Raw genomic sequence first — 23,651 nt, forward strand, 5'->3', positions numbered from 1 at the left:
GGGCGGGTTATCGCTCTCGTTCTTCAGATTCTGCACCGACTCCGCGCGGCAACGGCCATTCGTTAGGTATCCAGATGACCGTCCAGGAACTGCAGGAGGCGACGCTGCATCAGCTTGCCAGCGTTGCCCAGACAGGCGATGGGTGAGCCGCGCAATCCTTCCTGCGAAAACTCAGCGGCTTCACCCGCCATGGCCAAGGGGCAGTCGAGGCTCATGGCCAGCTTGCCGAGTTGTTTGAGCAGCGATGCATTGGGCGGGACGTTCGAATACAGCACCAGCGCCCGCGGCCGGACCTTCTCGCAGACCAGCGTCAGCTCATCCAGGGGCTGACCGATCGATAGCACGTTCACAGGCACCTGCTCGCTGGAGAGCAGCAACCCTGCGATCATCAGCTCAAGCTCCCTACACTGCCCAGGCACCGCTGCCAACAGCACGCGACCCTCCGCCTGAGAGCGCCCAAGTTGCAGACGCTGCAGCACACGAGCGCGCAGGAAGCTGTCGAGGAACAACCATTCACTGGTCTGACCAAAGTCGTCCTGGCTCAGCAGCAGCTGCTGCCAGAGGGGTAGCAGCACGTCCTGGAAGACTACTGGAAGCGGATAGGTCGAGAAAATCTGGCCGTAAACCTGGTCGAGGCGATTTTCGTCGAAATTGCTGACCGCACGCTGGACCTGCGCTTGCCACTCCCCCCACTCGCCCGCGACCGCTTCCTGCTGCTCGATTGGTGCCGAAGCCTTGGTCGCCGCGCTGCGCGATAGAATGCTGCCGACCTTGCTCACAGCAACACCGCGCTCGGTCCACGCCAGAATGCTGCGCACTGACTCCACATCGGCCATGGAGTACAGCCGATGACCGCTTTCAGTCCGCGTCGGCTGAATCAACCCGTACCGCCGCTCCCACGCACGCAAGGTGACCGGGTTGACGCCGGTCAGGCGCGACACCTCTCTAATGGGGAACAGCTCCTCACGCTTGAGGTGTTCGGAGGAAAGCAGCGTGGCAGCAGCACGGGCGGATTCGGTCATGACGCAGGCAGCTCATGCAAAGGAAGGCGGCATTGTAACTCAGGGTCTTCAAGCATAGGCTATACAAGAGCTATACAAATCGAGGGCTGTGAGATGCATCCGAAGCTGCCGCTTACGCTCTACGTCGACGGAGCCTGCCCGCTGTGCGCGCGGGAAATCATCTGGCTGCGGCGGCATGCCACTGCAGACCGATTGGTGCTCACGGATGTAAGTACGCCCGGCTTCGTCTGCGATGGCCGATCAGCCGATCAACTCAGACAGAAATTGCACGCCCGCAGCGCAGATGGCCAGTGGCTGACCGGCATCGACGCAACCTACTGGAGCTGGCGAGCAGCAGGACGGGGTCGATGGGCAGCGCCCCTAGGCTGGCGTTCACTGCGCCCGTTTCTTCTGGCGGCCTATTGGGTATTCAGCCTGGCCCGACCACACCTCGACTGGCTGCCGCATCCTGAAGGTTCCAAGCGCTGCGGCGAACATTGCGATCTGGACCCTTGAGCCAAAGTGCAAAAACTGTACAGCTACTGTGACGCAAGCTTTTCGCCGGCTTGACGCGCTCGTGCTTGACCTGAAATGGCTCAATCAGCCCCAAGGCGAACACAATATTCTCTAATTTTCTTGTACAACAATTCCGGTTGGTATAGCTTTGCCATCACTGGTGGATAGCGCGTTGGCAGGGCTGCCGCGACTATTCATTTCTACCGCCTGGCTAGTGACCGCTGTCAAAGGACCGCCCGATGAATGATCTACCCAACCATTTCCGCGAGATTCTGCTGGGCGTCGGCGAAGACCCGCAGCGAGAAGGCCTGCTCGACACTCCGAAACGCGCTGCCAAGGCCATGCAGTATCTGTGCAACGGCTATGACAAGAGCATTGAGGAAGTTGTGAACGGTGCGCTGTTCGCGTCCGACAACGACGAAATGGTCATCGTCCGTGACATCGAGCTGTATTCGCTTTGCGAGCATCACATGCTTCCTTTCATCGGCAAGGCCCACGTTGCCTACATACCGACCGGCAAGGTGCTTGGCCTGTCGAAGGTTGCGCGCATTGTCGACATGTATGCGCGCCGCCTGCAGATCCAGGAAAACCTGACCCGCCAGATTGCCGAAGCCATTCAGGAAGTCACACAGGCAGCGGGCGTTGCAGTCGTCATCGAGGCGAAGCACATGTGCATGATGATGCGCGGGGTGGAGAAACAGAACTCACTGATGAACACTTCAGTAATGCTGGGTGCGTTCCGCGAGTCCTGCACCACACGCATGGAATTTCTGCAGCTGATAGGGGGAAATCGTTGATGCCCAGATTGGAGCCCGGCATGGCGCGCATACGCGTCAAGGACCTGCGACTGCGCACTTACATCGGAATCAACGAGGACGAGATCCTCAACAAGCAGGACGTTCTGATAAACCTCACGGTCCTCTACAAGGCGGTCGATGCGGTTCGGGACAACGATATAGATACCGCGTTGAACTACAGGACCATCACCAAAGCGGTGATTGCACACGTCGAGAACAATAGATTCAGCCTGCTGGAGCGTCTGACGCAGGAAATCCTCGATCTGGTGCTGGGTCGGCCAAGTGTCGAATATGCCGAGGTTGAAGTGGATAAGCCTCATGCATTGAGGTTTGCCGAATCGGTTTCCATCACCCTCGCAGGCAGCCGTTGAGAACACGGCAGTTCAATCCAGCACTGTTGTTGCGCCGTCAGCGACTGGGCTGAATGAGTCTTTTCGGCATGACCTGCAGCTGTAATCGCACCGCTGTCACATCAGCGGTGTGGTTGCTTCGCCCGACGTCTTTCGCTGAAGCTGAGGCTGCAGGGCAGAAGATCCTCGCTACAAAAGCCTTGTGCTGCCCCTGATGAACTTGTTCTAGAATGCCGCAAAACGAACAAGAGACACCTAGATGATCAATGCCAAGCTGCTGCAACTGGTAATCGAAGCCTCCAACGACGGAATCGTGGTAGCCGAGCAGGAAGGCGACGACAACATCCTCATCTACGCCAACCCCGCTTTTCAGCGCCTGACCGGCTATGAAGTCGACGACATCCTTTATCAGGATTGCCGCTTCCTCCAGGCTGACGACCGTGACCAGCCTGGTCTGGATGCGATTCGTGAAGCGGTCCGATCCAACACCCCTTGCCGCCAGATCATCCGCAATTATCGTAAGGATGGCAGTGCGTTCTGGAATGAACTGTCCATCACGCCGGTATTCAATGAGGGCGACCAACTCACCTATTACATCGGCATTCAGAAAGACGTCACGCCTGAAGTCGAAGCCAAACAGCGTGTTCGTGAGCTGGAAGCAGAAGTACAGCAGCTGCGAGAACAGCTAACTGCGTTGAAGGGCTAAACCTACCGCCGACACCGTCGGCATGCCTGCACATTCAGGCGTTCTGCTGCCGATATCTCGTTGATAACAGTGCCTTGCCCAGCCATGCGCAGCAGGATCGTGCCTGCTGCATGCGGTCTTTTTTCTTACAGCGCCAAAGGAGCTCTACGGCACAGATCGACCAGCGCCTGCACCCATTGTTCATGGGTGTTCAGGCAGGGAATCAATTGCAGGTCTTCGCCGCCAGCTTCAACGAATTGCTCGCGGCCACGGTCACCGATTTCCTCCAGTGTCTCGATGCAGTCCGCGACAAATGCAGGGCACATCACCAACAGTTTCTTCACGCCCTTGGCGGCCAGCTCTTCGAGATGCGCTTCGGTATAGGGCTCGATCCACTTGGCTCGCCCAAGCCGTGACTGGAATGACACGGACCACTGATCCGCTCGCAGACCGGCACGCTCGGCGAAGGCAGCCGCACTCTGAATACATTGGGCACGGTAGCAGCTGGCGAGCACGGGACCTTCTGCGCGCTGGCAGCAGTCGGTAGTCTTCAGGCAGTGCGCGCCGGTCGGATCTGTCTTGTGCAAATGCCGCTCTGGCAATCCATGAAAGCTCAACAGCAGATGATCATGGGGTTGCGCCAGGTAGGGCTTGGCGCTGGCGACGAGTGCGTCCAGATACTCCGGCTGGTCATAAAACGGTTGCAGGATAGAGAGCTGGATATTGAGGCCATGCTCGCGTATCACGCGCCGCGCCTCTTCGACGGCGGTGGTCGTCGTGCTGTCGGCGAACTGCGGGTACAACGGGGCGAAGGTCACCTTTCCGATACCCTGCCCTGCCAGCTTCAGTAACGAACGCTCGATGGACTGCTCGCCATAGCGCATCGCCAGCTCAACAGGACCATCCTTCCAATACGGGCGTACGGCATCGATCAGGCGCTGGCTCAGCACCACGAGGGGAGATCCCTCCGGCCACCAGATGGAAGCATAGGCGTGAGCAGATTGTTCAGGGCGCTTGATCAGAATCAGTGAGACCAGTAGCCGGCGTACAGGCCACGGCAGGTCGATCACATAGGGATCCATCAGAAACTGATTGAGGTAGCGGCGCACATCAGCCACTTCCGTAGAGGCCGGTGAGCCCAGATTGACCAACAACAACGCCTGTTCTGACATGCACATTCCTGACTACTGATTAAAGAATCGCGCCACTACCTGCTGGCTAGCGGTGCCATTTTCACATAGCGGTTACGCGTTGCGCAGGTCCGCCAATGCCGCATCCAAGGTATCGAACCGAAAGGTAAAACCCGCAGCGAGCAACCTCGACGGCTGTGCCTTCTGCCCGCCAAGAATCAACCCCGAAAGCTCACCTAACCCAACTTTCAGAGCCAAGGCAGGTACCGGCAGAAAGGCCGGACGCCCCAGGCTTCGCGCATAAGCCTTGGCAAAATCAGCGTTGCGCTCCGGGTGAGGTGCGCAGGCATTGTAGGGCCCCGCTACATCGGTCTGCCGCAACAGAAAATCTATCAAGGCGATCTGATCATCGATGTGGATCCAAGGCATCCACTGGCGGCCATTGCCTTGGCGGCCGCCCAAGCCCAGCGCAAATAGTGGTTTGAGCCGTTGGAGAAAGCCCCCGTGAGGGGCCAGCACCAGGCCGGTTCTGACTAGCGCCACACGGATGCCCAACTGCTCGGCGACCACAGCGCTCTCTTCCCAGGCGATGCATAGCTGACTTGCAAAATCGTTGGTGATCGGGGCGTCGCCTTCATTCAGCTCCCGCTCCCCTCCGTTGCCGTACCAGCCCACTGCCGAGCCTGAGATCAGCACATTGGGTTTGTGCTCTTTTGTCGAAAGCCATGTGACCAGTTGCTCGGTCAGTTTCACCCGGCTATTCCACAACAACAGACGTCGGGATTTGGTCCACGGTCTGTCAGCTATCGGGGCACCGGCCAGGTTCACGACTGCATCGAGCGGAATCTGGTCCAGCGCACTCAGCTCGCCCACTCCCGTGACCGCCGATCCGCACCGCTTTGGCACCTCGTGCGGGGACCGGCTCCAGACCCAGAGGCGATGCCCCTGCTCAAGCCAACGCTTGCAGAGCGCTTGTCCGATCAGCCCTGTGCCTCCGGTGAGCAGAATGTTCATGGCGCATCCCCTAGTCAGATGGAACTCATGCCGTTGATCAGCAGGAACACTTGAAGCTGATAGTACATCTATACACAAGCATCATGTTGTATAAGTTTGTACCGGAAGCGTAGCCTATGTACAACATTGTACTGCCGAGCTGAAGGTGTGCCCCGTACTCAGGCTAGCAAACGCGTGGAGCTCTCATGAATCGTTTCAACCCGGACAAATTACTGTTATCCAAATGGACCGCGGTCCAACCTAGAAACAAGGAAAAGCACTTTCTTGTGACCGAGCTTCAGCGTGACGAGGAAGGCGTAGTGCTGCAGGTCGAACTGCAAGCGGTCTATAGCCGGCGTAGCGAATGGCTGGACTGGCAGCTACTCAGAGACGACCAACAATGGTTCCTAGGCTGGAAATGACCCACTGAGCTGAAAATATGTGGCGGCGACCGAATTTCCTATACGCGTCCTGTTGACTTGTACAACTAACCGCCTAATATTGACCCATGCTGTACAGGAAATACTCCCTGTACAAGAACCCATGAGGTCGCCCCATGCTCAACGCCACTCGCCCCCACATAAAGGTTGGTATCAGTGCCTGCCTGCTAGGCAGCCCGGTGCGGTTCAATGGCGGCCACAAGGAATCACGCCTGTGCAGCGAAACGCTTGCCAGCCACTTCGAGTTCATCCCGGTATGTCCCGAGGTCGCTATTGGTCTCGGCACACCACGCGAGCCAATTCGATTGGTCGGTGACCCTGAAAGTCCCCGCGCAGTCGGTACTGTGCACCCTGAGATGGATGTCAGCGAAGCGCTCACCGCCTATGGCGAGAAGATCGCTGCCGAGCTGCATGACATCAGTGGCTACATCCTCATGCAGAAGTCGCCGTCCTGCGGCATGGAGCGGGTGAAGGTCTATCAGGCAAACGGACACCCCATCGATGGAGGCGGCTCCGGCCTTTTCGCTCGAGCCCTCATGCAGGCGCGCCCAGATCTCCCCATCGAGGAAGACGGACGCCTGAACGACCCGGTTCTGCGAGAGAACTTCCTGACCCGGATCTTCGCCTATGCCGAATGGCAGCGTTTGCTCAGCGCCGGCTTGACCCGCAAGGCAGTAGTCGAGTTTCACTCACGCTACAAGTATCAGCTGATGGCCACCGACCCGATCCAGTACAAGTCGCTTGGCCAGTTGGTCGCAACGGTTGGCACCAAACCTCTGGACGAGTTCGCACCGGCCTATTTCAGTCAGTTGATGGCGGCGTTGAAAAAAACCGCATCGCGCGGAACACACACCAACGTCCTCCAGCACCTGAGCGGCTATCTGAAAAAGGATATCTGTAGTGAGGACAAGCAAGAGCTTCAACACCTGATCAGCCAGTACCGCCAGGGCATCGTCCCGCTGGTGGTGCCAATGACGCTGCTCAAACATCATTTCCGCCGGCATCCGGATCGCTATGTGGCCACACAGGTCTATCTCCAGCCGCATCCTGAAGACCTCAGCCTGCGCAACGGCATTTGAACATGACCTACACTAACGATGACGATATCGATGCAAGCGTTGCAGACGGCTGGTTTCCAATACGAGAGGTGGCGCGGCTGACGGGAGTCAATCCGGTCACCTTGCGCGCCTGGGAACGTCGTTATGGCCTGATCGTGCCTCGTCGCACACCCAAGGGGCATCGGCTCTACGACGAAACTCACGTAAAACGTATCCAAAGCATTCTCAACTGGCTCAACCGCGGTATAGCGGTCGGCCAGGTCAAGCAACTTCTGGACGCCCGTCAATCGCAGAATCTGGCTGAGCACAATCAGTGGGGCGGCCTGCATGAGCAGATGCTGCAGGCCATTGCTGAGCTTTCAGAGCGGCGGCTCGATGAAGGTTTCAACCGGGCTCTATCGCTCTACCCGCCGCGCACCCTCTGCAAGCATCTGCTTCTGCCATTGCTGGTCAGCCTTGAGCAGCGCTGGGCAAGCCAGTTCGGTGCTGAACTCGAACGTGGGATGTTCAACTCCTGGCTGAGGACGAAGCTCGGCACGCGCGTCTATCACAGCAACCGGCAGCACAGCGGCCCACCGCTGCTCCTGGTTACGCTGTGTGACCAGCGCTTCGAGCCTGGCTTGTGGCTGTGTGCGTGGCTGGCCAGCAGTGCGGGCTGCCCGGTGGAAGTAATCGAGTGGTCAGTCCCGCTTGGTGAACTGCCGCTGGCGCTTGATCGGATCAACCCTAGTGGCCTGCTCCTGTATGCCAGCCAATCCCTGGACAGTGGCTATCTGCGCCGACAGCTGCCGCGCCATACCGCTCCGCACGGAATGCCCCTGCTGTTGGTGGGGCCCGCTGCGAGTATTCATCAGGCGGAACTGCGAGACATGCCCGGCCTGACGCTTGCCATAGATCCACTTGCAGCACTCGAATCGCTCGAGGCGAGCCCGCTTTTAGAGAATCCCAAAGGCTATCTCGAATGAACCAGCTCATATGGCTACGCACGGACCTGCGCGTCAGCGACAACACTGCACTGGCCGCTGCCATGGATGCCGGACCAACCATCGCGCTCTACCTGATCACTCCAGCGCAGTGGCTGGCCCATGATGACGCGCCATGCAAAGTCGACTTCTGGCTGCGCAATCTCACCGAGCTGTCAGCTCGCCTGGCAGATTTGAACGTACCGTTGCTGATCCGTACAGTCACCGACTGGCAGGCAGTACCCGCTGCTATCGAGGACCTTTGCCGCGTCCACAAGATCGACACGCTTCATGTAAACGACGAATACGGTGTGAACGAGCAGCGGCGTGACGAGGCCGTTGCCGAGGCGCTGGAAAAGACGCCGACCATCATGCGCCATTACCTAGATCAGTTGCTGTTCGCGCCTGGAACTATCACCACCCTTTCGGGCGGCTACTTCAAGGTATTCAGCCAGTTTCGAAAAGTCTGCCATCAGCGCTTGAGCCATTCGCTGCCTCCTTGTCTCCCCACTCCTCCACGTCAGGCGCCGTTATTGATCCGAGGCGACCTCGTGCCGGAGTGTGTCGATGGATTTGCCCAGCCGACCGAGCACCTGCGTTCTCTGTGGCCCGCTGGAGAAGAGGTTGCAGGCAAACGGCTGGGGGTCTTCGCCGACGATGCTCTGGCCGACTATCAAGTGCGTCGCGATTTTCCCGCGGAGCCCGGCACCAGTCAGATTTCGGCCTACCTTGCCGCTGGCGTGATTTCCCCTCGGCAGTGCCTCCATGCAGCCTTGAGGGCCAATCATGGAGAGCTCGACAGCGGTAATCCCGGCGCCGTCACCTGGATCAACGAACTGCTTTGGCGGGAGTTCTACAAGCACATCCTGGTGGGCTATCCACGGGTGTCGATGGGGCGTGCTTTTCGCCGCGAGACCGACGCGCTCCCCTGGCGCCATGCGCCCGACGAGCTGGAGGCATGGCAACAAGGCCGCACCGGATTTCCGATCATCGACGCTGCAATGCGTCAGTTGCTTACCACAGGGTGGATGCACAACCGACTGCGCATGCTGGTTGCGATGTTTCTCAGCAAGAATTTGCTGATCGACTGGCGTGAAGGCGAACGCTGGTTCATGCAGCACCTTATCGACGGCGATCTTTCAGCCAACAACGGCGGATGGCAATGGAGCGCTTCGACCGGGACCGACTCAGTGCCCTATTTCCGATTGTTCAATCCGGTTAGTCAGTCCGCCAAGTTCGATCCGGACGGCCGGTTCTTGCAACACTGGCTGCCCGAGTTGGCAACCCTCGACAAGCGCGCCATCCACAATCCAGCAAAGCTGAACGGGCTGTTCACTACCGTTGACTATCCGCCACCCATCATCGATCTGGCACAGAGCCGCGAACGGGCGCTGTCTGCCTTCCGTCAACTTGGTGAAGCACCATGAATGAAAGCACTGCCCTGGCAGCGCTCTTGGTGATTCGCCTGGTTTGACCTCCAAAATCTCGGCCCCCGCCGTAGCTATGGACCGTACCCAGCGCTATCGGCACACCTCAGGCCGAATGCCTTGATCCGCGACGTACATGAATCTGCGACGTGCGCATCACGGCCTTCAGAGCTACCGGCCGCCGCGGTTTCGATCATGACGCCACATGCCGACAGACGGTGTGCGCCGCATACATCCAACAGCCGATACAGAGATGCGCATCCGAGCGCCCTTAGAGAGCAGTGCTATGAACGAACAGACCTTTACGTTGCAGGACCATTACCGCAAAGCCGATCGGATCATGCTCGGCGTCTTGTGGTTCCTGGTGGTCTGCTCGTTCGGCCTTGCCGCCGACAGCGGCACCTGGGGGCAGGCCTTTGTCATCGGTGGAGGCACTGCACTGGCGATGACTGTGCTCCATGCATTGATAGCTGGCGAACGCCTTATGCGCTGCCTCATCGGCGCCGCGTTCATGGTGATGTCTGCGCTACACATCAACCAGGAACACGGGATGCTCGAAATGCACTTCGGCATCTTCGCGCTGCTTGCCTTTCTCGTGTACTACCGTGACTGGCTGCCCATCGTGGTAGCTGCTGCCACGATTGCTGTCCACCACGTGACCTTCTTCATACTGCAGCAACAAGGCGCCGGGGTGTTTCTGATGCCCGATGGCAACTGGAACGAAGTCTTTCTGCACGCCTTCTACGTTGTTCTGGAAAGCGCCATCCTGATCTATCTGGCTATCAAAGCGAACCTCGAAGCGCGCGAAGGTGAGGCCTTGCTGACCACGGCTGCGGCGATCACTGTCGATCCGACGCAGATCGACCTGCTCCAACGCTGCTCTGCCAACGGTCCGGTTGGAAACCGCTTCAATCAGTTCCTCGATCAGCTATCTGAGCTTGTCAGCGCCGTAGTCAGCGACACACGTGGGCTCGACAGAACCGCTGGAAGTCTGAACAAGGCTACCCGCCATCTACGCGACGGGGCGGATAGACAGTTGGCAGAGACCGCACAGATGGTCGACGCGATGCAACAGATGTCTTCGGCTATCGAGGAAGTCGCCAGTAATGCGGACCGCGCAGCTCAGGCGGCCCACGCGGCAAATACCAAGGCTGAGCAAGGGCGTGCAGCAGTCGCGAATAGCCAGAGCGAGATTGGCTTGCTTGCAAAGCGCATCGATGGCACCGATGAGGTGGTTCAGGACCTCGCCGTTCAGTCCGAACACATTGGCCGTGTGCTGGAGGTGATTCGTAGCATTGCAGAACAAACCAACCTCCTGGCTTTGAACGCAGCGATCGAAGCAGCTCGAGCTGGCGACCAGGGGCGTGGCTTCGCGGTTGTAGCGGACGAGGTGCGCAACCTCGCCCAGAAGACAGCATCCTCTACCCGTGAAATTCAGGAAATCATCAGCCGGCTGCAGAACAGTAGCCGCAAAGCTGCAGAATCCATGCAAGACAGCCGCCAGAGTGTGGCGCGCTGCGTCAATGACAGTCAGCAAACCACTGTTTTGCTCGAATCAATGGCGCAGGAAATCGAAGCCATCAGCCATATGAACGAGCTGATTGCCGCGGCTACTCACGAGCAGACCGCTGTCTCTGCCGATATCTCCAGTCACCTGCACAGCGTGCAGGAAATCGCCGAGCAGAACGCTGTGGATGCCAATGAACTGGATCAGGACAGCAATAATCTGAGCACTCTGGCCACCCGCCTTGGCTCGCTCAGCGGGCGATTTGCCGTAGGCCAGGCGGCCGATCGATAGACGAGCGGTTGCGGCTGCCGATTTCTGCGCACTGCGACCACCGATCGCGAATGCGCGCTGCCGGAATCGCACGGCAGCGCCCCTCAACTTCCATATTCCAGCGGAGCCTGGTGGTGTCGCATTGGCATTCGCGCGGATCGATGCTATTGGTTGGAGCCCCTAGGGCCGTGCAAACGGTCAGACAGGAGCCCCGACCATGTTCTCCACGACCCTCATCGAAGCATTGCGTAAAGCGCAACATGTAGTGGTGTTCACCGGTGCCGGCGTATCGGCCGAAAGCGGCATTCCAACTTTCCGCGATTCTTTGACAGGCCTGTGGGAGCGCTTCGACGCTACTTCATTAGCCACGCCAGAAGCCTTTGCCGCCGACCCAGAGCTGGTTTGGGGCTGGTACGAATGGCGCAGAATGAAGGTACTGCAGGCACATCCGAATCCCGGCCATCGCGCCATTGCCGCGCTGGAGCGGAATATTCCTCGCCTGACGCTGGTGACCCAGAATGTTGACGACCTGCATGAGCGCGCTGGCAACCAGGCAGTTATCCACCTGCACGGCAGCCTGCATGCACCCCGTTGCTTCGATTGCGGTAGATCCCCCGACATTCCCTTGAGCGCGCCAGAAGAACCGGAAGGTGGACGTCGCCTGCCACCACCACGCTGCACGGTTTGCGGCGGCCCGCTACGGCCTGGCGTCGTGTGGTTCGGCGAAAGCCTGCCCACCGCCGATCTAAGTGCGGCCTTCGAAGCGGCGGAGAACTGCGATCTGTTGATTTCGGTGGGCACCTCGGGAATGGTCTATCCCGCTGCCGAGGTTCCAGCACTGGCCTGGCGCGCCGGTGCAATCGTCGTACATGTAAACCCGCAATCACATCCCTGCCAGCAGGAACGTGAATATGCACTTCCAGGCCTCGCCGGGGAGCTACTGCCGAGGCTGATCGAGCAAGCGTTCGGGACAGCTGACGGAGTGTCGTACCCTCCATCAGTCCCCTTTCTACTCAGGTGAGCGGCGTAAGCACAGCTGCCTGGTACGCAGGACGCTGCCGCAACCTGTCATACCAATCACGCAGGTGAGGGAGGTCCGGCCGCTCAATGGGCATTTCGAACCAGGCATAGGCAAAACAGCCCAGCGGGATGTCACCCATGCCAAGCGAATCGCCTGATAGATAAGGCTGCGTTGCCAGCGTCTGGTCCACGATGGTCAGCAGCTTGCTGCATTCCGCCAGCCCCGTTTGCACCGCAGCCATGTCACGCTGCTCCGGTGCTGTACGCACCATGTTCCAGAACACCGGTCGGAACGGTGCAGCCAGGGTGGATGTGGCCCAGTCCATCCATTTATCAGCTTCCGCGCGCTGGGCGGGGTCGGTGTTCCAAAGCGAACCCTCGCCATAGCGAGCAGCGAGATATCGCACGATAGCGTTGGATTCCCAGAGAACAAGCTCGCCATCCTCCAGACATGGGACGAGCTTGTTGGGGTTTTTCGCGACGAATTCCGGCTCACCTACGATGCCGAACGCACCTCCAGCATCGATCCGTGTGTAAGGCACTTTCAGCTCTTCAAGGCACCAGAGCGGCTTCTTCACGTTGGTCGAGTTGTTGCGTCCCCAGAGTTTCAACATGCGATTGCTCCAGCTGTCGGGTTAGGAAGTTCCAACGCTAGCGGTAAAGCATTGCCATTTGCCAGTCACGAAGATCTAGCCCGCTTTGCCCCTGTCGGCCAATAAGCGTGTCGCCCCTTGGGGCTTCTGCGTGTACCAGACCACCCGGCTGACGCCGCGGGTGATAGCCACATAGGCCAGACGCAGGTTCTCATCAGCCATGGCCTGGTCATAGCTGTTACGAAAGAAGCCGCTGTAGGCGTAAAGCGCGTTGCGAAGCGGGTGGCGCTCGGCTGGCAGACAATCGTCGACGATGATTGCGACTTCGGCCTGCAGGCCTTTGGCGCGATGAATCGTGTAGGTTTTTACCGGGAGCTTTTTATCGAGCTGCGCCTCGATCGCCCGCAACGGCTCATTACGCCGGCTAAGTACCAGTACGGCATTGCGATCAGCGTCAGGGCGGCAGGCAACGTATTCGCACTGAGCCTGAATGGCCTTGATCAGATCCGGCAGCCGCGCCTTTACATCGAAGCGCGTTACGAGCTTAACCCCGTGATCGCCCTGCTGCGTGGGCCGCGCCGCCTTGCTGACCTTGGCTTGTTTGAACGCGACACCGCTCAATACCGCTTCACCGTCGCGGATGATCGGCTCGATCGAGCGGTAGTTGGTTTCCAGCATCAGCACCTGGCTCTTCTTCGATGCGCCGCGGCCTGGGAAGTATTTATCGAAATCCATGAACAGCTCCGGCGAACTGCCGCGCCATCCATAGATGGATTGCCAGTCGTCACCAATGGCCATCAGGCTTACCCCTTCGCCCTGACGCGCCAGCGCTCTGTGCGACGCCTGCAGCCATTGAACGATCTGGGGGGAAACGTCCTGGAACTCGTCGATCAGCAAATGGCTGAATGGCGCCAACACATCACTTCTCACGCTGAGGTCTGCTGTTGCCAATCGTTGCGTCAGCGTCTGGAATGCGCTGTTGAATGTAGTCAGTCCGCGGCTGGCGAGCAGCGCCTGGAAGTGCTTCCAGAACAGGATCAATGCCTCCACGAACGCTCGCTCACGAGGCGCGCAGTCCATCCGCGCCGGCTGCATCTGATCGATGCGAATGCCGATGCTCTCGATGAATCCGGCCTGAGCGTAAAAGGCTTCGAACAGCGGCATCGGGGTGAACTCGCCGGCCACTTTGAAGGCGTCCAGAGGCGCTTTGAGAACCTGTTTACCGCTGACCTGTTCTGGTTGTGGCAATTGCAGCAACTCATGCACCAAGCCTCGGAACGCCTCCACTTGGGCGTAGCATTCTTCATAAGCCTGTTTCAGCAGGCGCTGCTGTGCAGGCCGCAACCGCGACCCCATCAACGGATTGTCCAGCTCGGTAGCCAAGGCGCCCTTTTCGTCCAGTTGCTCGAACCAGACCGGCTTACCCAACACCTCCTTGGCAAGCACGGCCATCGCCGAGTGGAAGGTGCGTACACAGTGCTTCGCACTCGCGGGGTCGAAATCGAAGTTCCAGAAGGAAAGCACACGCACCAGCTGATCACGTAACTGCGCGCACGATGCGTTGGTGAAGGAAATGACCGTCAACCGCTCTGGCGCAATGTCCATGTGACAGAGCATGAACACCACACGCAGCACCAGTGTCGTGGACTTGCCTGAGCCAGCACCGGCAAAGATACGTGTAACCGGGCTGTCGTTGAGGATCATCTTCCATTGTTCCTCCGATGGTGCAGCGATCACGCCAGCCTCCACCGCGCGACCAACGCGCAGGCGCATCGCCTGGACTTGTGAGTCCTCGACCGGCATTTTTGCCGGGCCGTAAATTCCGTCGCTGGCCTGCCTACTTCTGGACTTTGGCTTCGCAGTCTTCTCTGATTCACTGGTCTGCTGCTTCGGTGCCCGGCCGGTTTTCTTGGCCGATACGCGACCCGGCTGTTTGCCCGGCCGCTTCACGACTTGCTTGGCGTTTTTCTTGGCCGTGGCACCTTTGCCGTCGGCAGCGCTGGGCCAGCGGCGCAGTACCAGATCCTCCTCCGACTGCACATAAGCAGACGTACGGGGGAAGCAACGCGCCAGCGCTCCGGACAACAGGAGTTTGTAGCGTTTGACAGCAGACAACATCGAAAGACCAACCAGAGCATCAACAGGTGATCGATATGTTAAGGGTTTTCTGCAACCCGCAGGCGCTCTAGCTCGGTGCCCCGACAGAATGAGCCGGTTTGACGTCAGCGCTGCATCGAACCGCAACGAGGGTCAGGTTGCCCAGTTGCGCTGCAGCCACCAGGCGCCACGATCAACGCTGCCACTGCTTCTTGTCGATCCCCACGCGTGGTTTGCGCGATTTTCTGGTGGCATTCGTCAGATGCATTGCACCGCGCGTAGCGCGCGCACACTAATCAGAACAGTCATTTTCGCGCCGAGCCTTGGCGCTATCAGCACAGGTAGTTATGTACAGAATCGGTTTTGCCTGCATGTACCGCCATCCGGGCCACAGCGGGTCATTGAAGGAACTTGAAACCATCGAGCGTGCTTTCAACCCCCGCTCGACCACGCTGCGCTGGCTCAACAGCGTGTCCCAGGAAGTGGCTCGGGAAAAACTCAACGGCATCATCGAGCACAACCTCGCTGCGCAACTGAGGCTACTCTACTATGTCGCAACCCTGCCAGAGCCGCTGCGTATGCTACGCCTGAGCAGTGATCTGATGCCGTTCTACAGCCATCCGGAGGCCGCCGACTTCTATCGCCAGCCAGAAGTGCGCGACGTCATGGACCGCGGTTTCGGACGAATCGGTGAGCGCGCCAGGGCGTCGAACATTCGACTCTCGCTGCACCCCGGCCAGTACTGCGTGCTAGCGTCGGATAAGCCTCAAGTCGTCGAGAACAGCCTGGCCGAATTCGAGTACCACGCGGACATGATTCGCATGATGGGTTATGGACGCCAGTTTCAGGACTTCAAATGCAACGTGCATATCGCCGGCCGGCTAGGCGTAGATGGCATCCGTACAATCTGGCCCCGGTTGTCCAAAGAGGCACGCAACTGCATAACGTTCGAGAACGAGGAAAAGACCTACGGCGTCGATGACTGCCTGCAGCTCGCCGACCTTGCTCCCGTGGTGTTGGATATCCACCATTGCTGGATAAACGAGGACGATTACATTGACCCGTATGACTCGCGGGTGGCACGGATCATCGACAGCTGGCACGGTGTGCGGCCAGCCATGCACTACTCGCAGCCACCGGAAAGCTTGATGGAGCTTGGGTTTCAGGCCAAAGACAAACTGGAAATGCCGGCGCTGCTCGAAAAAGTCAGCAAGCGCGACCTCTATAGTCACAGCAAACGCATGTGGAATCGCTGGACCAATCTCTACGCCCGCGAGTTTCTTGACCGGTTCGACATCATGTTCGAAGCCAAGGACAAGAATCTGGCCACCTTGGACTACTACCGCGACTATCTAGCTGTGCACGAGTAGACGGCTTCCTCTGGGAGAAGTCGCCTTAGATAGCCGCTGCCCAGGCCTAACTGAACCACTTCAACCATACCCAGCCAGCAAACAACACAATGCCGGCGATACCGATAGGCTTGGCGTGCCGGTTCCACAGATCCATTGCCGCCTTTCCCGCAAGCTGTATCAGCAGCGCAAGTCCAAAGTAGCGAATGCCACGCGCAATGCAGGCGGCAACTAGAAACAATGCAATCGGATATCCGCTGGCCCCCGCTACGAGCATGGCGATTTGAAACGGAATGGGAATGATCCCGATCGCCAGGATTGCCGTGAACCCCTCTTCGCTGAACTGTTGATCAAAGGCTTCGTACGCTTCTTGCCCACCGAAGAAACCGACCAATGTATCGCCCCATTGGTCCATCGCGAAAACGCCGAGGTAATAACCAAACGTCGCTGCGGTAAGGTTGCCCGCCAGGGCAACGGCCGCGATGCGCCACTTACGATGGGGATGACACAGCATCCACGGTATGAGGATCACCTCGATCGGTATCGGGACGAGCAAGGTTTCCATCATGGAAGCGAAAAACAGCAAGGTCATTGCGTGGCGGGATTTGTCCAGGCGATCTAACCAGGCGCGTGCAGACGTGAGACGGACTTGTGACATGAATGACCGGATCCAAACTGGGCAGGTTATGGCGCGCTGTCACGCCTGTTCATGGGAGTAGCCGGCCCCAAACCCGTTCCCAAACGTTTCAGCAAAATTACCGCATAGCGAATTTATTACATGGTGTGTGTATATACCCGACCACAACGCTGCACTTTTCCCCCTTTGCTGAGTCAGTATTAATCCGAAGGTGCAGCGATCGATTCAAGCACCCATAAACCAGTAGTCGCTACGCGTGGTTTAGCCAATGACCGACGACAAATACCGGACTGCTGTAGACGCCGCGGCGATCTACTCTGAAACGGATCTCCGCGGGACCATCACCCACATCAACGATCAGTTTTGCGCCATTTCCGGTTATACAAAGGAAGAGCTGATCGGCGCCAATCACCGCCTGCTTAACTCCGGTCAGCATCCCCCGGAGTTCTTCCGCGAACTCTGGGGGACCATATCCAATGGCGAGATATGGAAAGGTGAGATATGCAACCGGCGCAAGGATGGATCGCTGTACTGGGTAAACAGCACAATCGTGCCGATCAAGGATGACAAGGGGCAGCACGTCGAGAAATTCATCTCCATCCGGTTCGACGTCACCGAAAAACAGGAGCTGCTGGAGGCTATGCAGTGGCGGGCGTCCCATGATGTGCTCACCACCCTGCCCAACCGCGTCTATCTGCACGATCGTCTCCACCAGGCCATTTCCGCGGCACAGCGTCACGAGCACTCCCTTGCCGTATGCATCCTCGATCTCGATGGCTTCAAAGCGGTGAACGACCGCTATGGCCATGCGATTGGCGATCTGCTGCTCGTTGAAGTCGCCAATCGACTCACTCGCGAGCTGCGAGCCGAAGACATGTTGGCCAGGCTCGGGGGAGACGAGTTCGTACTGCTGCTCGACCAGGTCGATGAAGAATTGCTTCCCGCTGCGCTGAAGCGCGTGCTGGACGTCATTGCAGTGCCATTCCATATCGACGGGCATCTGCTCAAAGTAGCGGGCTCGCTAGGGGTGACCATCTACCCAAAGGACAACGAAGGCCCGGACACACTGCTGCGCCACGCCGATCAGGCGATGTATGAGGCCAAGCAGAGCGGCCGCAATCGATTTCGCTACTTCGATGTTTCGATCAGCAAAAAAACACGAGCGACCTTCAAGACCATCGAGCGATTAAAACAAGCGCTGGGTCAGGATGAGCTGCGTCTGCATTACCAACCGAAGGTTAACCTGCGCAACGGTACCGTGATCGGCTTCGAAGCATTGCTGCGGTGGGAACATCCGGAATGGGGATTGCTACCACCCGATGCATTTCTGCCCGCCGTGGAACGAACCGACCTCATTATCGATATCGGTGATTGGGTCATTGAGCAGACGTTGGAGCAAATACGATTATGGACAGCCGAGGGTCGTATCTGGCCCGTCAGCGTGAACATCGCAGCCCGACATTTTCAGCTTCCGGACTTCGTTGATCGTTTGCAGGCCCTGCTGGCCAAGCATCCCGATGTTGAACCGCGCATGCTCGACATCGAGATCGTCGAGTCCACGGCGATCGACAACCTCGAGCATGTCAGTCAATGTCTAATCGATTGCCAGAAGATGGGCGTAACCTTTTCTCTCGATGATTTCGGCACAGGCTTCTCTTCACTCAGCTATTTGAAACGCCTGCCGGCGCAAACCATCAAGATCGACAAATCCTTCGTGCGGGACATTCTTCACGATAAGGACGATCTGGCGCTGTCCGAAGCGATTATCAATCTTTCGCGAACATTCGAACGAGAGGTGATAGCCGAGGGCGTCGAGACGGATCTGCAAGAAAGCATGTTGCTGGGGATGGGCTGTTATCTGGCGCAGGGCTACGGTATTGCTGCGCCTATGCCAGCTGAGCAGGTGACCGATTGGGCAGCGCGATACGAATTGATGAATCGCTGATTTATGAATAGTTAACTGCGGCTTCGGAAACAGCCAATGGTGAAGTGTGGTGGATATCCTGCGCTAACCTCCACCCGTCAGCGCAGGACGGCAGTGGGTCAGGAATTCCTTAGTTCGATGTGCTGCTCCCGACGTCTGGCCAATATGTCAGCTGCGATCAGCGCGAGCAAAGGCAGCACGCCAACCTTGAGGCCCAGCTCCCATGATCCAAGGAACCCAATCAGTACCGCTCCTACAACGACGATGGCAGCAACGCAGTGAGCGCAAAAGCGCCACAACTCGAGTGCAACGACCTGAGTGTTCTGGTTGTTGATCATAGTTAGCCCCTCTTTCTTGTTGTAATAAGCTTTGTACAATTTGAGAGTAGCCCTCCTGGCAAATGGTGCAAACACATTTTTGTTTCAGCAATGTGTCTATCTCGCAGGTTTCGGACGCTTCGTCGGCGTGTAAAACAGCATTGGCAAGGGGTGCGCTTGTTGATTGCCCTTGAATGCAAGCCTGGGAGCGCCCAAATTCACCACTGAATATTGCGATGAACGGTCATCGGTCGTATGGCATTTACCGTCTTTGTGCTCTACGAACCTCTGATTTCATCGAGTGCACGGCGCAGTATCTCGACCGTCCTATCTGCGTTTTTCAGTTTTTCGAGACCGAACAGCCCGATGCGAAACGTCTGGAAATCTGCTGGCTCGTCGCATTGAAGAGGCACACCAGCCGCTATCTGTAAGCCATGCGCGGCGAACTTGCTGCCGTTCTTTATACCCGGGTCATCTGTGTAGCAGACCACGACCCCGGGGGCCTGGAAGCCTTCCGCGGCAACGCTTCGAAAGCCACGCTCAGCAAGAAGCGCTCGTACCTCACGCCCCAGCTCCAGTTGCTGAGCCCTGAGCTTTTCGAATCCGTACCCCTGAGTCTCAAACATGATGTCACGGAAGCGGGCCAGCGAATCGCTTGGCATGGTCGCGTGATAGGCATGCCCGCCCTGCTCATACGCTCGCATAATTTGCAGCCACTTCTTGAGATCACAGGCAAAGCTGCTGCTTTGCGTGGCCTCCACCTGGCGCTCGGCGGCCTCGCTTAGCATGACCAGCGCACAGCAAGGTGACGCACTCCAACCTTTTTGCGGAGCACTGATCAGTACATCTACGCCGCAAGCCTGCATATCGACCCAGAGCGCGCCAGAAGCGATACAGTCCAGGACGAAGAGGCCACCCACCGCATGTACGGCGTCCCCTACCGCTTTCAGGTAATCGTCCGGCAGGACCATTCCAGAAGAGGTTTCTACATGGGGGGCAAACACGAGATCCGGCTTTTGTGCGGCAATGGTCGCGACCACCTCATCTACAGAAGGCGGCACGAACGCAGATTGTGCACCCGGCCCTGTTGATTGCGCTTTGAGCACTGTGGACTCGGCTGGTATCTGCCCCATCTCGAAAATCTGCGTCCAGCGATAGCTGAACCAGCCGTTGCGAATCACCAGGCACTTTTGGTCATGGCCGAGTTGGCGTGCTACGGCCTCCATTCCGAATGTGCCGCTACCCGGCACCACGACAACAGAGTGAGCGTTGTAGACCGATTTGAGCAGGACGGAAATGTCGTTCATCACGCCCTGGAAAGAATGGGACATGTGGTTTAGCGAGCGGTCGGTGTACACGACCGAATATTCGATCAACCCATCAGGATCGACGTCTGGGTATAGCTCTGACATGGGAATCACTCCGCAATGAGAGGTCTGGATCGACCCTGCACGAAGCCTGTGCGCTTTACAAGCGCAAGCTATTTGTAGCCAAGATCGAACGTTTGGTGCACAGAAGTGAGCATCAATCACGAGGAAGCCATGCCAGCTGAGCGCAGTGATGCCTCGACGGCGCCGCCATGAGAGCTCTCTGTCAATCCTCCGTCCGTCAGGACTGGCATCTATGCGTTTTTTGCCGGACGTACAGCCTATCCAAAAATCTGACACCGCCCGCAATTCGCACTCCCCTATTCATAAGACTTCCAACGTTGTCGATGGCTGCTTTTGAAGTACATGGCACGTACGGAAATGACCGATTTATTAAACGACGTATATTTGGCGGCGTTATTTCGTCGGATAAGATTTGATTACTTCACAGAACTAATTATAAATCCGCAACCGAAACGCGCTGGCCTCTCAAGCTGGGGTTTCGAACCAGTGGTCCGTTCTGTTCGTGGATGTACATGCTCAAGCAGCACCGCTTATTGACCGACCTCCCCTTGTCGCTACATCGACCTAACGGGCCGATGTGCAAGATCACGGTGAGCTCAATGCCAACCAATTCATCTGTCCGCGGCCCCAAAGGCCTCTTGCCTGCCGTCGTGCTCTCCACCCTTCTGGGTTTTCTCCCAAGCGTTGCCAATGCGCAGGTCACCAGTACAGCTGTCTCGGATCCGCAGCCGGCTACAGCACCCGTGCATTTGGTAGGTGTGAACTTGTCAGGGGCAGCGTTCGGCTCTTCCGTACTGCCAGGCAAGCACGGCACCAACTACATTTATCCCGCAGAGTCGTATTACAAGAAATACGCCGAGCAAGGCTTGAAGCTTGTTCGCCTGCCGTTTCTTTGGGAGCGTCTGCAGCCGAAGCTGGACGCTGATCTGGATGCCGCGCAGCTCGCCCTGCTCATCCAATCACTGGATTTCGCTCATAAGCATGGCGTCAAGGTCGTGCTGGACATGCACAACTACTACCGCTATTACCGAGAGCCGATAGGGTCGCTGAGCGTACCGGTCGAATCATTTGCCGACACCTGGAAGCGCATCGCATTGAAAGTTGGCAACCACCCCGCCCTGAGCGGTTACGGCTTGATGAACGAACCGAGCACCAAAGGTCTTTGGGCCGATACCGCGCTGGTGGCTGCCAAGGAGATACGCAAGGTTGACAAGACAAACTGGATCTACGTGGCGGGGGATCGATACTCCAGCGCATGGCATTGGCCGCAGTCCAATGCCCAGCTCATAGCCGACCCGTGGATGCGCGACCCTGCTAACAACCTGATCTTCGAAGCCCATATGTACCTCGATCGCGACACGTCGGGCATGTATGCAGACAAGACCGAAACATTTGCACCCGATCTGGGCATCAAGCGAGCCAAGCCATTCGTAGACTGGCTGCGGGCTAACAATCTGCGTGGCTATATCGGCGAGATGGGCGTTCCGAATTACGCTCCCGATGCGATCCTCGCGATGGACAACCTGCTGGGTTACCTGCGCGAGAACTGCGTGCCTCTCACCTATTGGGCTGCGGGTCCGTGGTGGGGAAAGTACATCCTTTCCCTTGACGTGACAGGCGGTGCCGAGCAACCGCAGTTGCCGGTACTTCGCAAGCACGCCGCCACACCTAACAGCTGCGCGACGATCGGCGCACCTATGTAAGCCACACAAGCAAAGCCCAAGGCCTGACGTCGTCGGGCCTTTTTTTTGCCTGCATACCAGCTTGAGTGTCGTCGCGGCGCCCATCTTCTCGAAGGGCCAATGCAGGCTGGATGGAACCAACCATCGATGCGGCAGGACGAACTCCTAGTGCCTGACTACAGGCTCCTGAACGGCGACACGACGTCAGCCGATAAGCTCCGAGGATTGGAATGAAGGAAGGAATACTTCTCGCCGCGACCGGGCTGCTGGTCGTGCTGACCTTTCTGCCGCTATGGAAGAACCCGGTCTGGTGGGTTCGAGGGTTGGACTTTCCCCGCTTGCAGCTTTGTGTACTGGCTTCTGCACTCTTGCTAGGCCAAGGGCTGCTTCTCTCTTACTCCAATGCCCTGCAGATACTGGTGACCGTCGTGTCGATGATCTGCCTGAGCTATCACGCCTGGTGGATCATTCCGTATACCCGACTCTGGCGCCGCGAAGTCAAGTCGGCCGACCTGAACGCTGACAAGCCACGGATTCGCGTGATGGCGGCCAACGTACTGACGCCTAATCGTCAGGCCGACAAACTCAAAGCGCTGGTGCGTCAACACAAGCCGGACGTACTGGTTACGCTTGAAACCGATCAGTGGTGGGAAGATCAGCTCTCGGAGCTGACCAGTGACTATCCGCACACCATCCGCCGTCCGCTGGACAATCTTTATGGGATGCATGTCTGGTCGCGTCTGGAACTGGAGAACGCCGAGACCAGTTTTCTCGTCGAAGATGACGTCCCGTCCATGCACGCTAATGTCCGTTTGAACGACCAGCTGGCGATACGCATGCATTTTCTACATCCCGCCCCACCGAGCCCTACGGAGAATGACGAGTCAACCGAGAGGGATGTTGAGCTTCTGGTGGTGGCCAAGAGTGTCCAGGATGACCACGAGAACACACCGGTGATCGTCACGGGCGATCTCAACGATGTCGCGTGGTCCGCCAATACCCGACTGTTCCGCAAGATAAGTGGGCTACTCGACCCCCGCGTCGGTCGATGCATGGTCAACAGCTTTCATGCGCAGCACTGGTTCCTGCGCTGGCCACTGGACCATTTGTTTCACAGTCATCACTTTCAGTTGGTGAGTATCCAGCGATTGCCTGAATTCGGCTCGGACCACTTTCCGGTTCTGGTCGAGTTGCAATACGACCCCGCACCCGAACAAGAAAGCTTGTCCGGTGATGAGGATGACGAACGCGAAGCAGCTGAAAAAATCGGCAAGGAAGGCGTTCGGGTGTCCGACGTTCCGGAGCCGGAAAAGCACTGAGAAACAGGCCAGCTGGTCTAAGGTGCCCTGGTGTATGCGGGCGACTTCCGCCGGCTCGGCATCTAGCCGGCAGATGATTGCCTGAATCCTCAGGGCATCCATTACGCGATTAGGTCTCGCTGAGCGGCCGGTCCTGACAGACCGAGATTTCGCCTCAGACGGAGCGCAACACTTAATACGAACGAT

Annotated in this window: 21 protein-coding genes and 1 pseudogene; 14 read left to right on the forward strand and 8 right to left on the reverse strand. The window is 57.9% G+C overall.

The genetic code is table 11. The annotated features are described in order from the left end of the window. Positions 1-62 precede the first annotated feature (62 nt). A complete protein-coding gene (locus EA797_RS15050; protein ID WP_122166622.1) occupies positions 63-1,022 on the reverse strand; it encodes a MerR family transcriptional regulator in 960 nt (319 codons plus the stop codon). Positions 1,023-1,115: 93 nt separating this feature from the next. Between EA797_RS15050 and EA797_RS15055 the strand changes: the two genes are divergently transcribed. The 4 genes from EA797_RS15055 to EA797_RS15070 all read left to right on the forward strand — a co-directional run bounded on the left by EA797_RS15055 (position 1,116) and on the right by EA797_RS15070 (position 3,370). Then, positions 1,116-1,517 (forward strand): thiol-disulfide oxidoreductase DCC family protein, encoded by a 402-nt coding sequence (locus tag EA797_RS15055; protein WP_122166624.1) that lies wholly within the window; start codon positions 1,116-1,118, stop codon positions 1,515-1,517. A gap of 239 nt (positions 1,518-1,756) precedes the next feature. Beyond that, a complete protein-coding gene (gene folE, locus EA797_RS15060) occupies positions 1,757-2,314 on the forward strand; it encodes a GTP cyclohydrolase I FolE (RefSeq protein ID WP_122166626.1) in 558 nt (185 codons plus the stop codon). Further along, on the forward strand, positions 2,314-2,685 hold the full coding sequence (gene folX, locus EA797_RS15065; RefSeq protein ID WP_122166627.1) for a dihydroneopterin triphosphate 2'-epimerase: 372 nt from the start codon (positions 2,314-2,316) through the stop codon (positions 2,683-2,685). Before folE ends, folX begins: the two co-directional genes overlap by 1 nt. Before the next feature lie 238 nt (positions 2,686-2,923). Beyond that, positions 2,924-3,370 carry a PAS domain-containing protein gene (locus EA797_RS15070; RefSeq protein ID WP_122166629.1) on the forward strand — a complete coding sequence of 149 codons (447 nt, stop codon included), beginning with the start codon at positions 2,924-2,926 and terminating at the stop codon, positions 3,368-3,370. A gap of 125 nt (positions 3,371-3,495) precedes the next feature. Here the strand turns inward: EA797_RS15070 and hemH are convergent, their stop codons facing one another. Next, positions 3,496-4,521, reverse strand: coding sequence for a ferrochelatase (hemH, locus tag EA797_RS15075; protein WP_122166630.1), 1,026 nt, complete (start codon positions 4,519-4,521; stop codon positions 3,496-3,498). Positions 4,522-4,593: 72 nt separating this feature from the next. Continuing rightward, the gene (locus EA797_RS15080) at positions 4,594-5,493 is read right to left on the reverse strand and encodes a TIGR01777 family oxidoreductase (RefSeq protein ID WP_122166632.1); all 900 of its coding nucleotides are present in this window, start codon (positions 5,491-5,493) and stop codon (positions 4,594-4,596) included. 185 nt (positions 5,494-5,678) lie between these two features. On the opposite strand from EA797_RS15080, the gene EA797_RS15085 reads away from it, so the two are divergent. The 6 genes from EA797_RS15085 (at position 5,679) to EA797_RS15110 (ending at position 12,157) form a co-directional block, all read left to right on the forward strand. After that, positions 5,679-5,894, forward strand: a complete 216-nt coding sequence (locus EA797_RS15085; RefSeq protein ID WP_122166634.1) for a TIGR02450 family Trp-rich protein — start codon at positions 5,679-5,681, stop codon at positions 5,892-5,894. Positions 5,895-6,028: 134 nt separating this feature from the next. Then, on the forward strand, positions 6,029-6,991 hold the full coding sequence (locus tag EA797_RS15090; protein ID WP_122166636.1) for a YbgA family protein: 963 nt from the start codon (positions 6,029-6,031) through the stop codon (positions 6,989-6,991). 2 nt (positions 6,992-6,993) lie between these two features. Then, on the forward strand, positions 6,994-7,935 hold the full coding sequence (locus tag EA797_RS15095; RefSeq protein ID WP_122166638.1) for a MerR family transcriptional regulator: 942 nt from the start codon (positions 6,994-6,996) through the stop codon (positions 7,933-7,935). After that, positions 7,932-9,359 carry a deoxyribodipyrimidine photo-lyase gene (gene phrB, locus EA797_RS15100; protein WP_122166640.1) on the forward strand — a complete coding sequence of 476 codons (1,428 nt, stop codon included), beginning with the start codon at positions 7,932-7,934 and terminating at the stop codon, positions 9,357-9,359. Before EA797_RS15095 ends, phrB begins: the two co-directional genes overlap by 4 nt. Before the next feature lie 286 nt (positions 9,360-9,645). Continuing rightward, a complete protein-coding gene (locus EA797_RS15105; protein WP_122166642.1) occupies positions 9,646-11,157 on the forward strand; it encodes a methyl-accepting chemotaxis protein in 1,512 nt (503 codons plus the stop codon). A gap of 196 nt (positions 11,158-11,353) precedes the next feature. Further along, entirely contained in the window at positions 11,354-12,157 is an 804-nt protein-coding gene (locus tag EA797_RS15110) for an SIR2 family NAD-dependent protein deacylase (RefSeq protein WP_122166644.1), read from the forward strand. Here the strand turns inward: EA797_RS15110 and EA797_RS15115 are convergent. After that, positions 12,150-12,770, reverse strand: coding sequence for a glutathione S-transferase family protein (locus EA797_RS15115; RefSeq protein WP_122166645.1), 621 nt, complete (start codon positions 12,768-12,770; stop codon positions 12,150-12,152). The two genes, EA797_RS15110 and EA797_RS15115, sit on opposite strands and share 8 nt — an antisense overlap. Positions 12,771-12,845: 75 nt before the next feature. Next, positions 12,846-14,867 carry a DEAD/DEAH box helicase gene (locus EA797_RS15120; protein ID WP_122166647.1) on the reverse strand — a complete coding sequence of 674 codons (2,022 nt, stop codon included), beginning with the start codon at positions 14,865-14,867 and terminating at the stop codon, positions 12,846-12,848. Positions 14,868-15,193: 326 nt separating this feature from the next. Between EA797_RS15120 and EA797_RS15125 the strand changes: the two genes are divergently transcribed. Beyond that, a complete protein-coding gene (locus EA797_RS15125; RefSeq protein ID WP_122166649.1) occupies positions 15,194-16,216 on the forward strand; it encodes an apurinic/apyrimidinic endonuclease family protein in 1,023 nt (340 codons plus the stop codon). Positions 16,217-16,262: 46 nt separating this feature from the next. On the opposite strand, the gene EA797_RS15130 is transcribed toward EA797_RS15125, so the two are convergent. Further along, entirely contained in the window at positions 16,263-16,787 is a 525-nt protein-coding gene (locus EA797_RS15130) for a YqaA family protein (RefSeq protein ID WP_208644457.1), read from the reverse strand. A gap of 313 nt (positions 16,788-17,100) precedes the next feature. On the opposite strand from EA797_RS15130, the gene EA797_RS15135 reads away from it, so the two are divergent. Then, a complete protein-coding gene (locus EA797_RS15135; protein ID WP_122166653.1) occupies positions 17,101-18,777 on the forward strand; it encodes a putative bifunctional diguanylate cyclase/phosphodiesterase in 1,677 nt (558 codons plus the stop codon). Positions 18,778-18,875: 98 nt separating this feature from the next. Here the strand turns inward: EA797_RS15135 and EA797_RS15140 are convergent, their stop codons facing one another. Both EA797_RS15140 and EA797_RS15145 read right to left on the reverse strand, forming a co-directional pair. Continuing rightward, positions 18,876-19,094, reverse strand: coding sequence for a hypothetical protein (locus tag EA797_RS15140; RefSeq protein WP_208644458.1), 219 nt, complete (start codon positions 19,092-19,094; stop codon positions 18,876-18,878). Positions 19,095-19,351: 257 nt separating this feature from the next. Next, positions 19,352-20,485: an aminotransferase class V-fold PLP-dependent enzyme gene (locus EA797_RS15145; protein ID WP_122166655.1), complete on the reverse strand. Its 1,134-nt coding sequence runs from the start codon at positions 20,483-20,485 to the stop codon at positions 19,352-19,354. 656 nt (positions 20,486-21,141) lie between these two features. On the opposite strand from EA797_RS15145, the pseudogene EA797_RS15150 reads away from it, so the two are divergent. Next, a pseudogene (locus EA797_RS15150) lies at positions 21,142-22,167 on the forward strand (glycoside hydrolase family 5 protein); the annotation flags it as partial. A gap of 209 nt (positions 22,168-22,376) precedes the next feature. Then, entirely contained in the window at positions 22,377-23,465 is a 1,089-nt protein-coding gene (locus EA797_RS15155; RefSeq protein ID WP_122166657.1) for an endonuclease/exonuclease/phosphatase family protein, read from the forward strand. The last annotated feature ends 186 nt before the right edge of the window (positions 23,466-23,651 follow it).

Source organism: Stutzerimonas zhaodongensis (genome assembly GCF_003696365.1).
Classification (GTDB): Bacteria; Pseudomonadota; Gammaproteobacteria; order Pseudomonadales; family Pseudomonadaceae; genus Stutzerimonas; species Stutzerimonas zhaodongensis.

Bases quoted from the DNA above. Each gene is read 5' to 3' on its own strand.
- phrB (WP_122166640.1), top strand. From the start codon at position 7,932: ATGAACCAGCTCATATGGCTACGCACGGACCTGCGCGTCAGCGACAAC.
- EA797_RS15140 (WP_208644458.1), bottom strand. From the start codon at position 19,094: ATGATCAACAACCAGAACACTCAGGTCGTTGCACTCGAGTTGTGGCGC.
- EA797_RS15070 (WP_122166629.1), top strand. From the start codon at position 2,924: ATGATCAATGCCAAGCTGCTGCAACTGGTAATCGAAGCCTCCAACGAC.
- hemH (WP_122166630.1), bottom strand. From the start codon at position 4,521: ATGTCAGAACAGGCGTTGTTGTTGGTCAATCTGGGCTCACCGGCCTCT.
- EA797_RS15090 (WP_122166636.1), top strand. From the start codon at position 6,029: ATGCTCAACGCCACTCGCCCCCACATAAAGGTTGGTATCAGTGCCTGC.
- EA797_RS15080 (WP_122166632.1), bottom strand. From the start codon at position 5,493: ATGAACATTCTGCTCACCGGAGGCACAGGGCTGATCGGACAAGCGCTC.
- folX (WP_122166627.1), top strand. From the start codon at position 2,314: ATGCCCAGATTGGAGCCCGGCATGGCGCGCATACGCGTCAAGGACCTG.
- EA797_RS15115 (WP_122166645.1), bottom strand. From the start codon at position 12,770: ATGTTGAAACTCTGGGGACGCAACAACTCGACCAACGTGAAGAAGCCG.
- folE (WP_122166626.1), top strand. From the start codon at position 1,757: ATGAATGATCTACCCAACCATTTCCGCGAGATTCTGCTGGGCGTCGGC.
- EA797_RS15105 (WP_122166642.1), top strand. From the start codon at position 9,646: ATGAACGAACAGACCTTTACGTTGCAGGACCATTACCGCAAAGCCGAT.
- EA797_RS15125 (WP_122166649.1), top strand. From the start codon at position 15,194: ATGTACAGAATCGGTTTTGCCTGCATGTACCGCCATCCGGGCCACAGC.
- EA797_RS15130 (WP_208644457.1), bottom strand. From the start codon at position 16,787: ATGACCTTGCTGTTTTTCGCTTCCATGATGGAAACCTTGCTCGTCCCG.
- EA797_RS15155 (WP_122166657.1), top strand. From the start codon at position 22,377: ATGAAGGAAGGAATACTTCTCGCCGCGACCGGGCTGCTGGTCGTGCTG.
- EA797_RS15120 (WP_122166647.1), bottom strand. From the start codon at position 14,867: ATGTTGTCTGCTGTCAAACGCTACAAACTCCTGTTGTCCGGAGCGCTG.
- EA797_RS15055 (WP_122166624.1), top strand. From the start codon at position 1,116: ATGCATCCGAAGCTGCCGCTTACGCTCTACGTCGACGGAGCCTGCCCG.
- EA797_RS15085 (WP_122166634.1), top strand. From the start codon at position 5,679: ATGAATCGTTTCAACCCGGACAAATTACTGTTATCCAAATGGACCGCG.
- EA797_RS15110 (WP_122166644.1), top strand. From the start codon at position 11,354: ATGTTCTCCACGACCCTCATCGAAGCATTGCGTAAAGCGCAACATGTA.
- EA797_RS15145 (WP_122166655.1), bottom strand. From the start codon at position 20,485: ATGTCAGAGCTATACCCAGACGTCGATCCTGATGGGTTGATCGAATAT.
- EA797_RS15050 (WP_122166622.1), bottom strand. From the start codon at position 1,022: ATGACCGAATCCGCCCGTGCTGCTGCCACGCTGCTTTCCTCCGAACAC.
- EA797_RS15135 (WP_122166653.1), top strand. From the start codon at position 17,101: ATGACCGACGACAAATACCGGACTGCTGTAGACGCCGCGGCGATCTAC.
- EA797_RS15095 (WP_122166638.1), top strand. From the start codon at position 6,994: ATGACCTACACTAACGATGACGATATCGATGCAAGCGTTGCAGACGGC.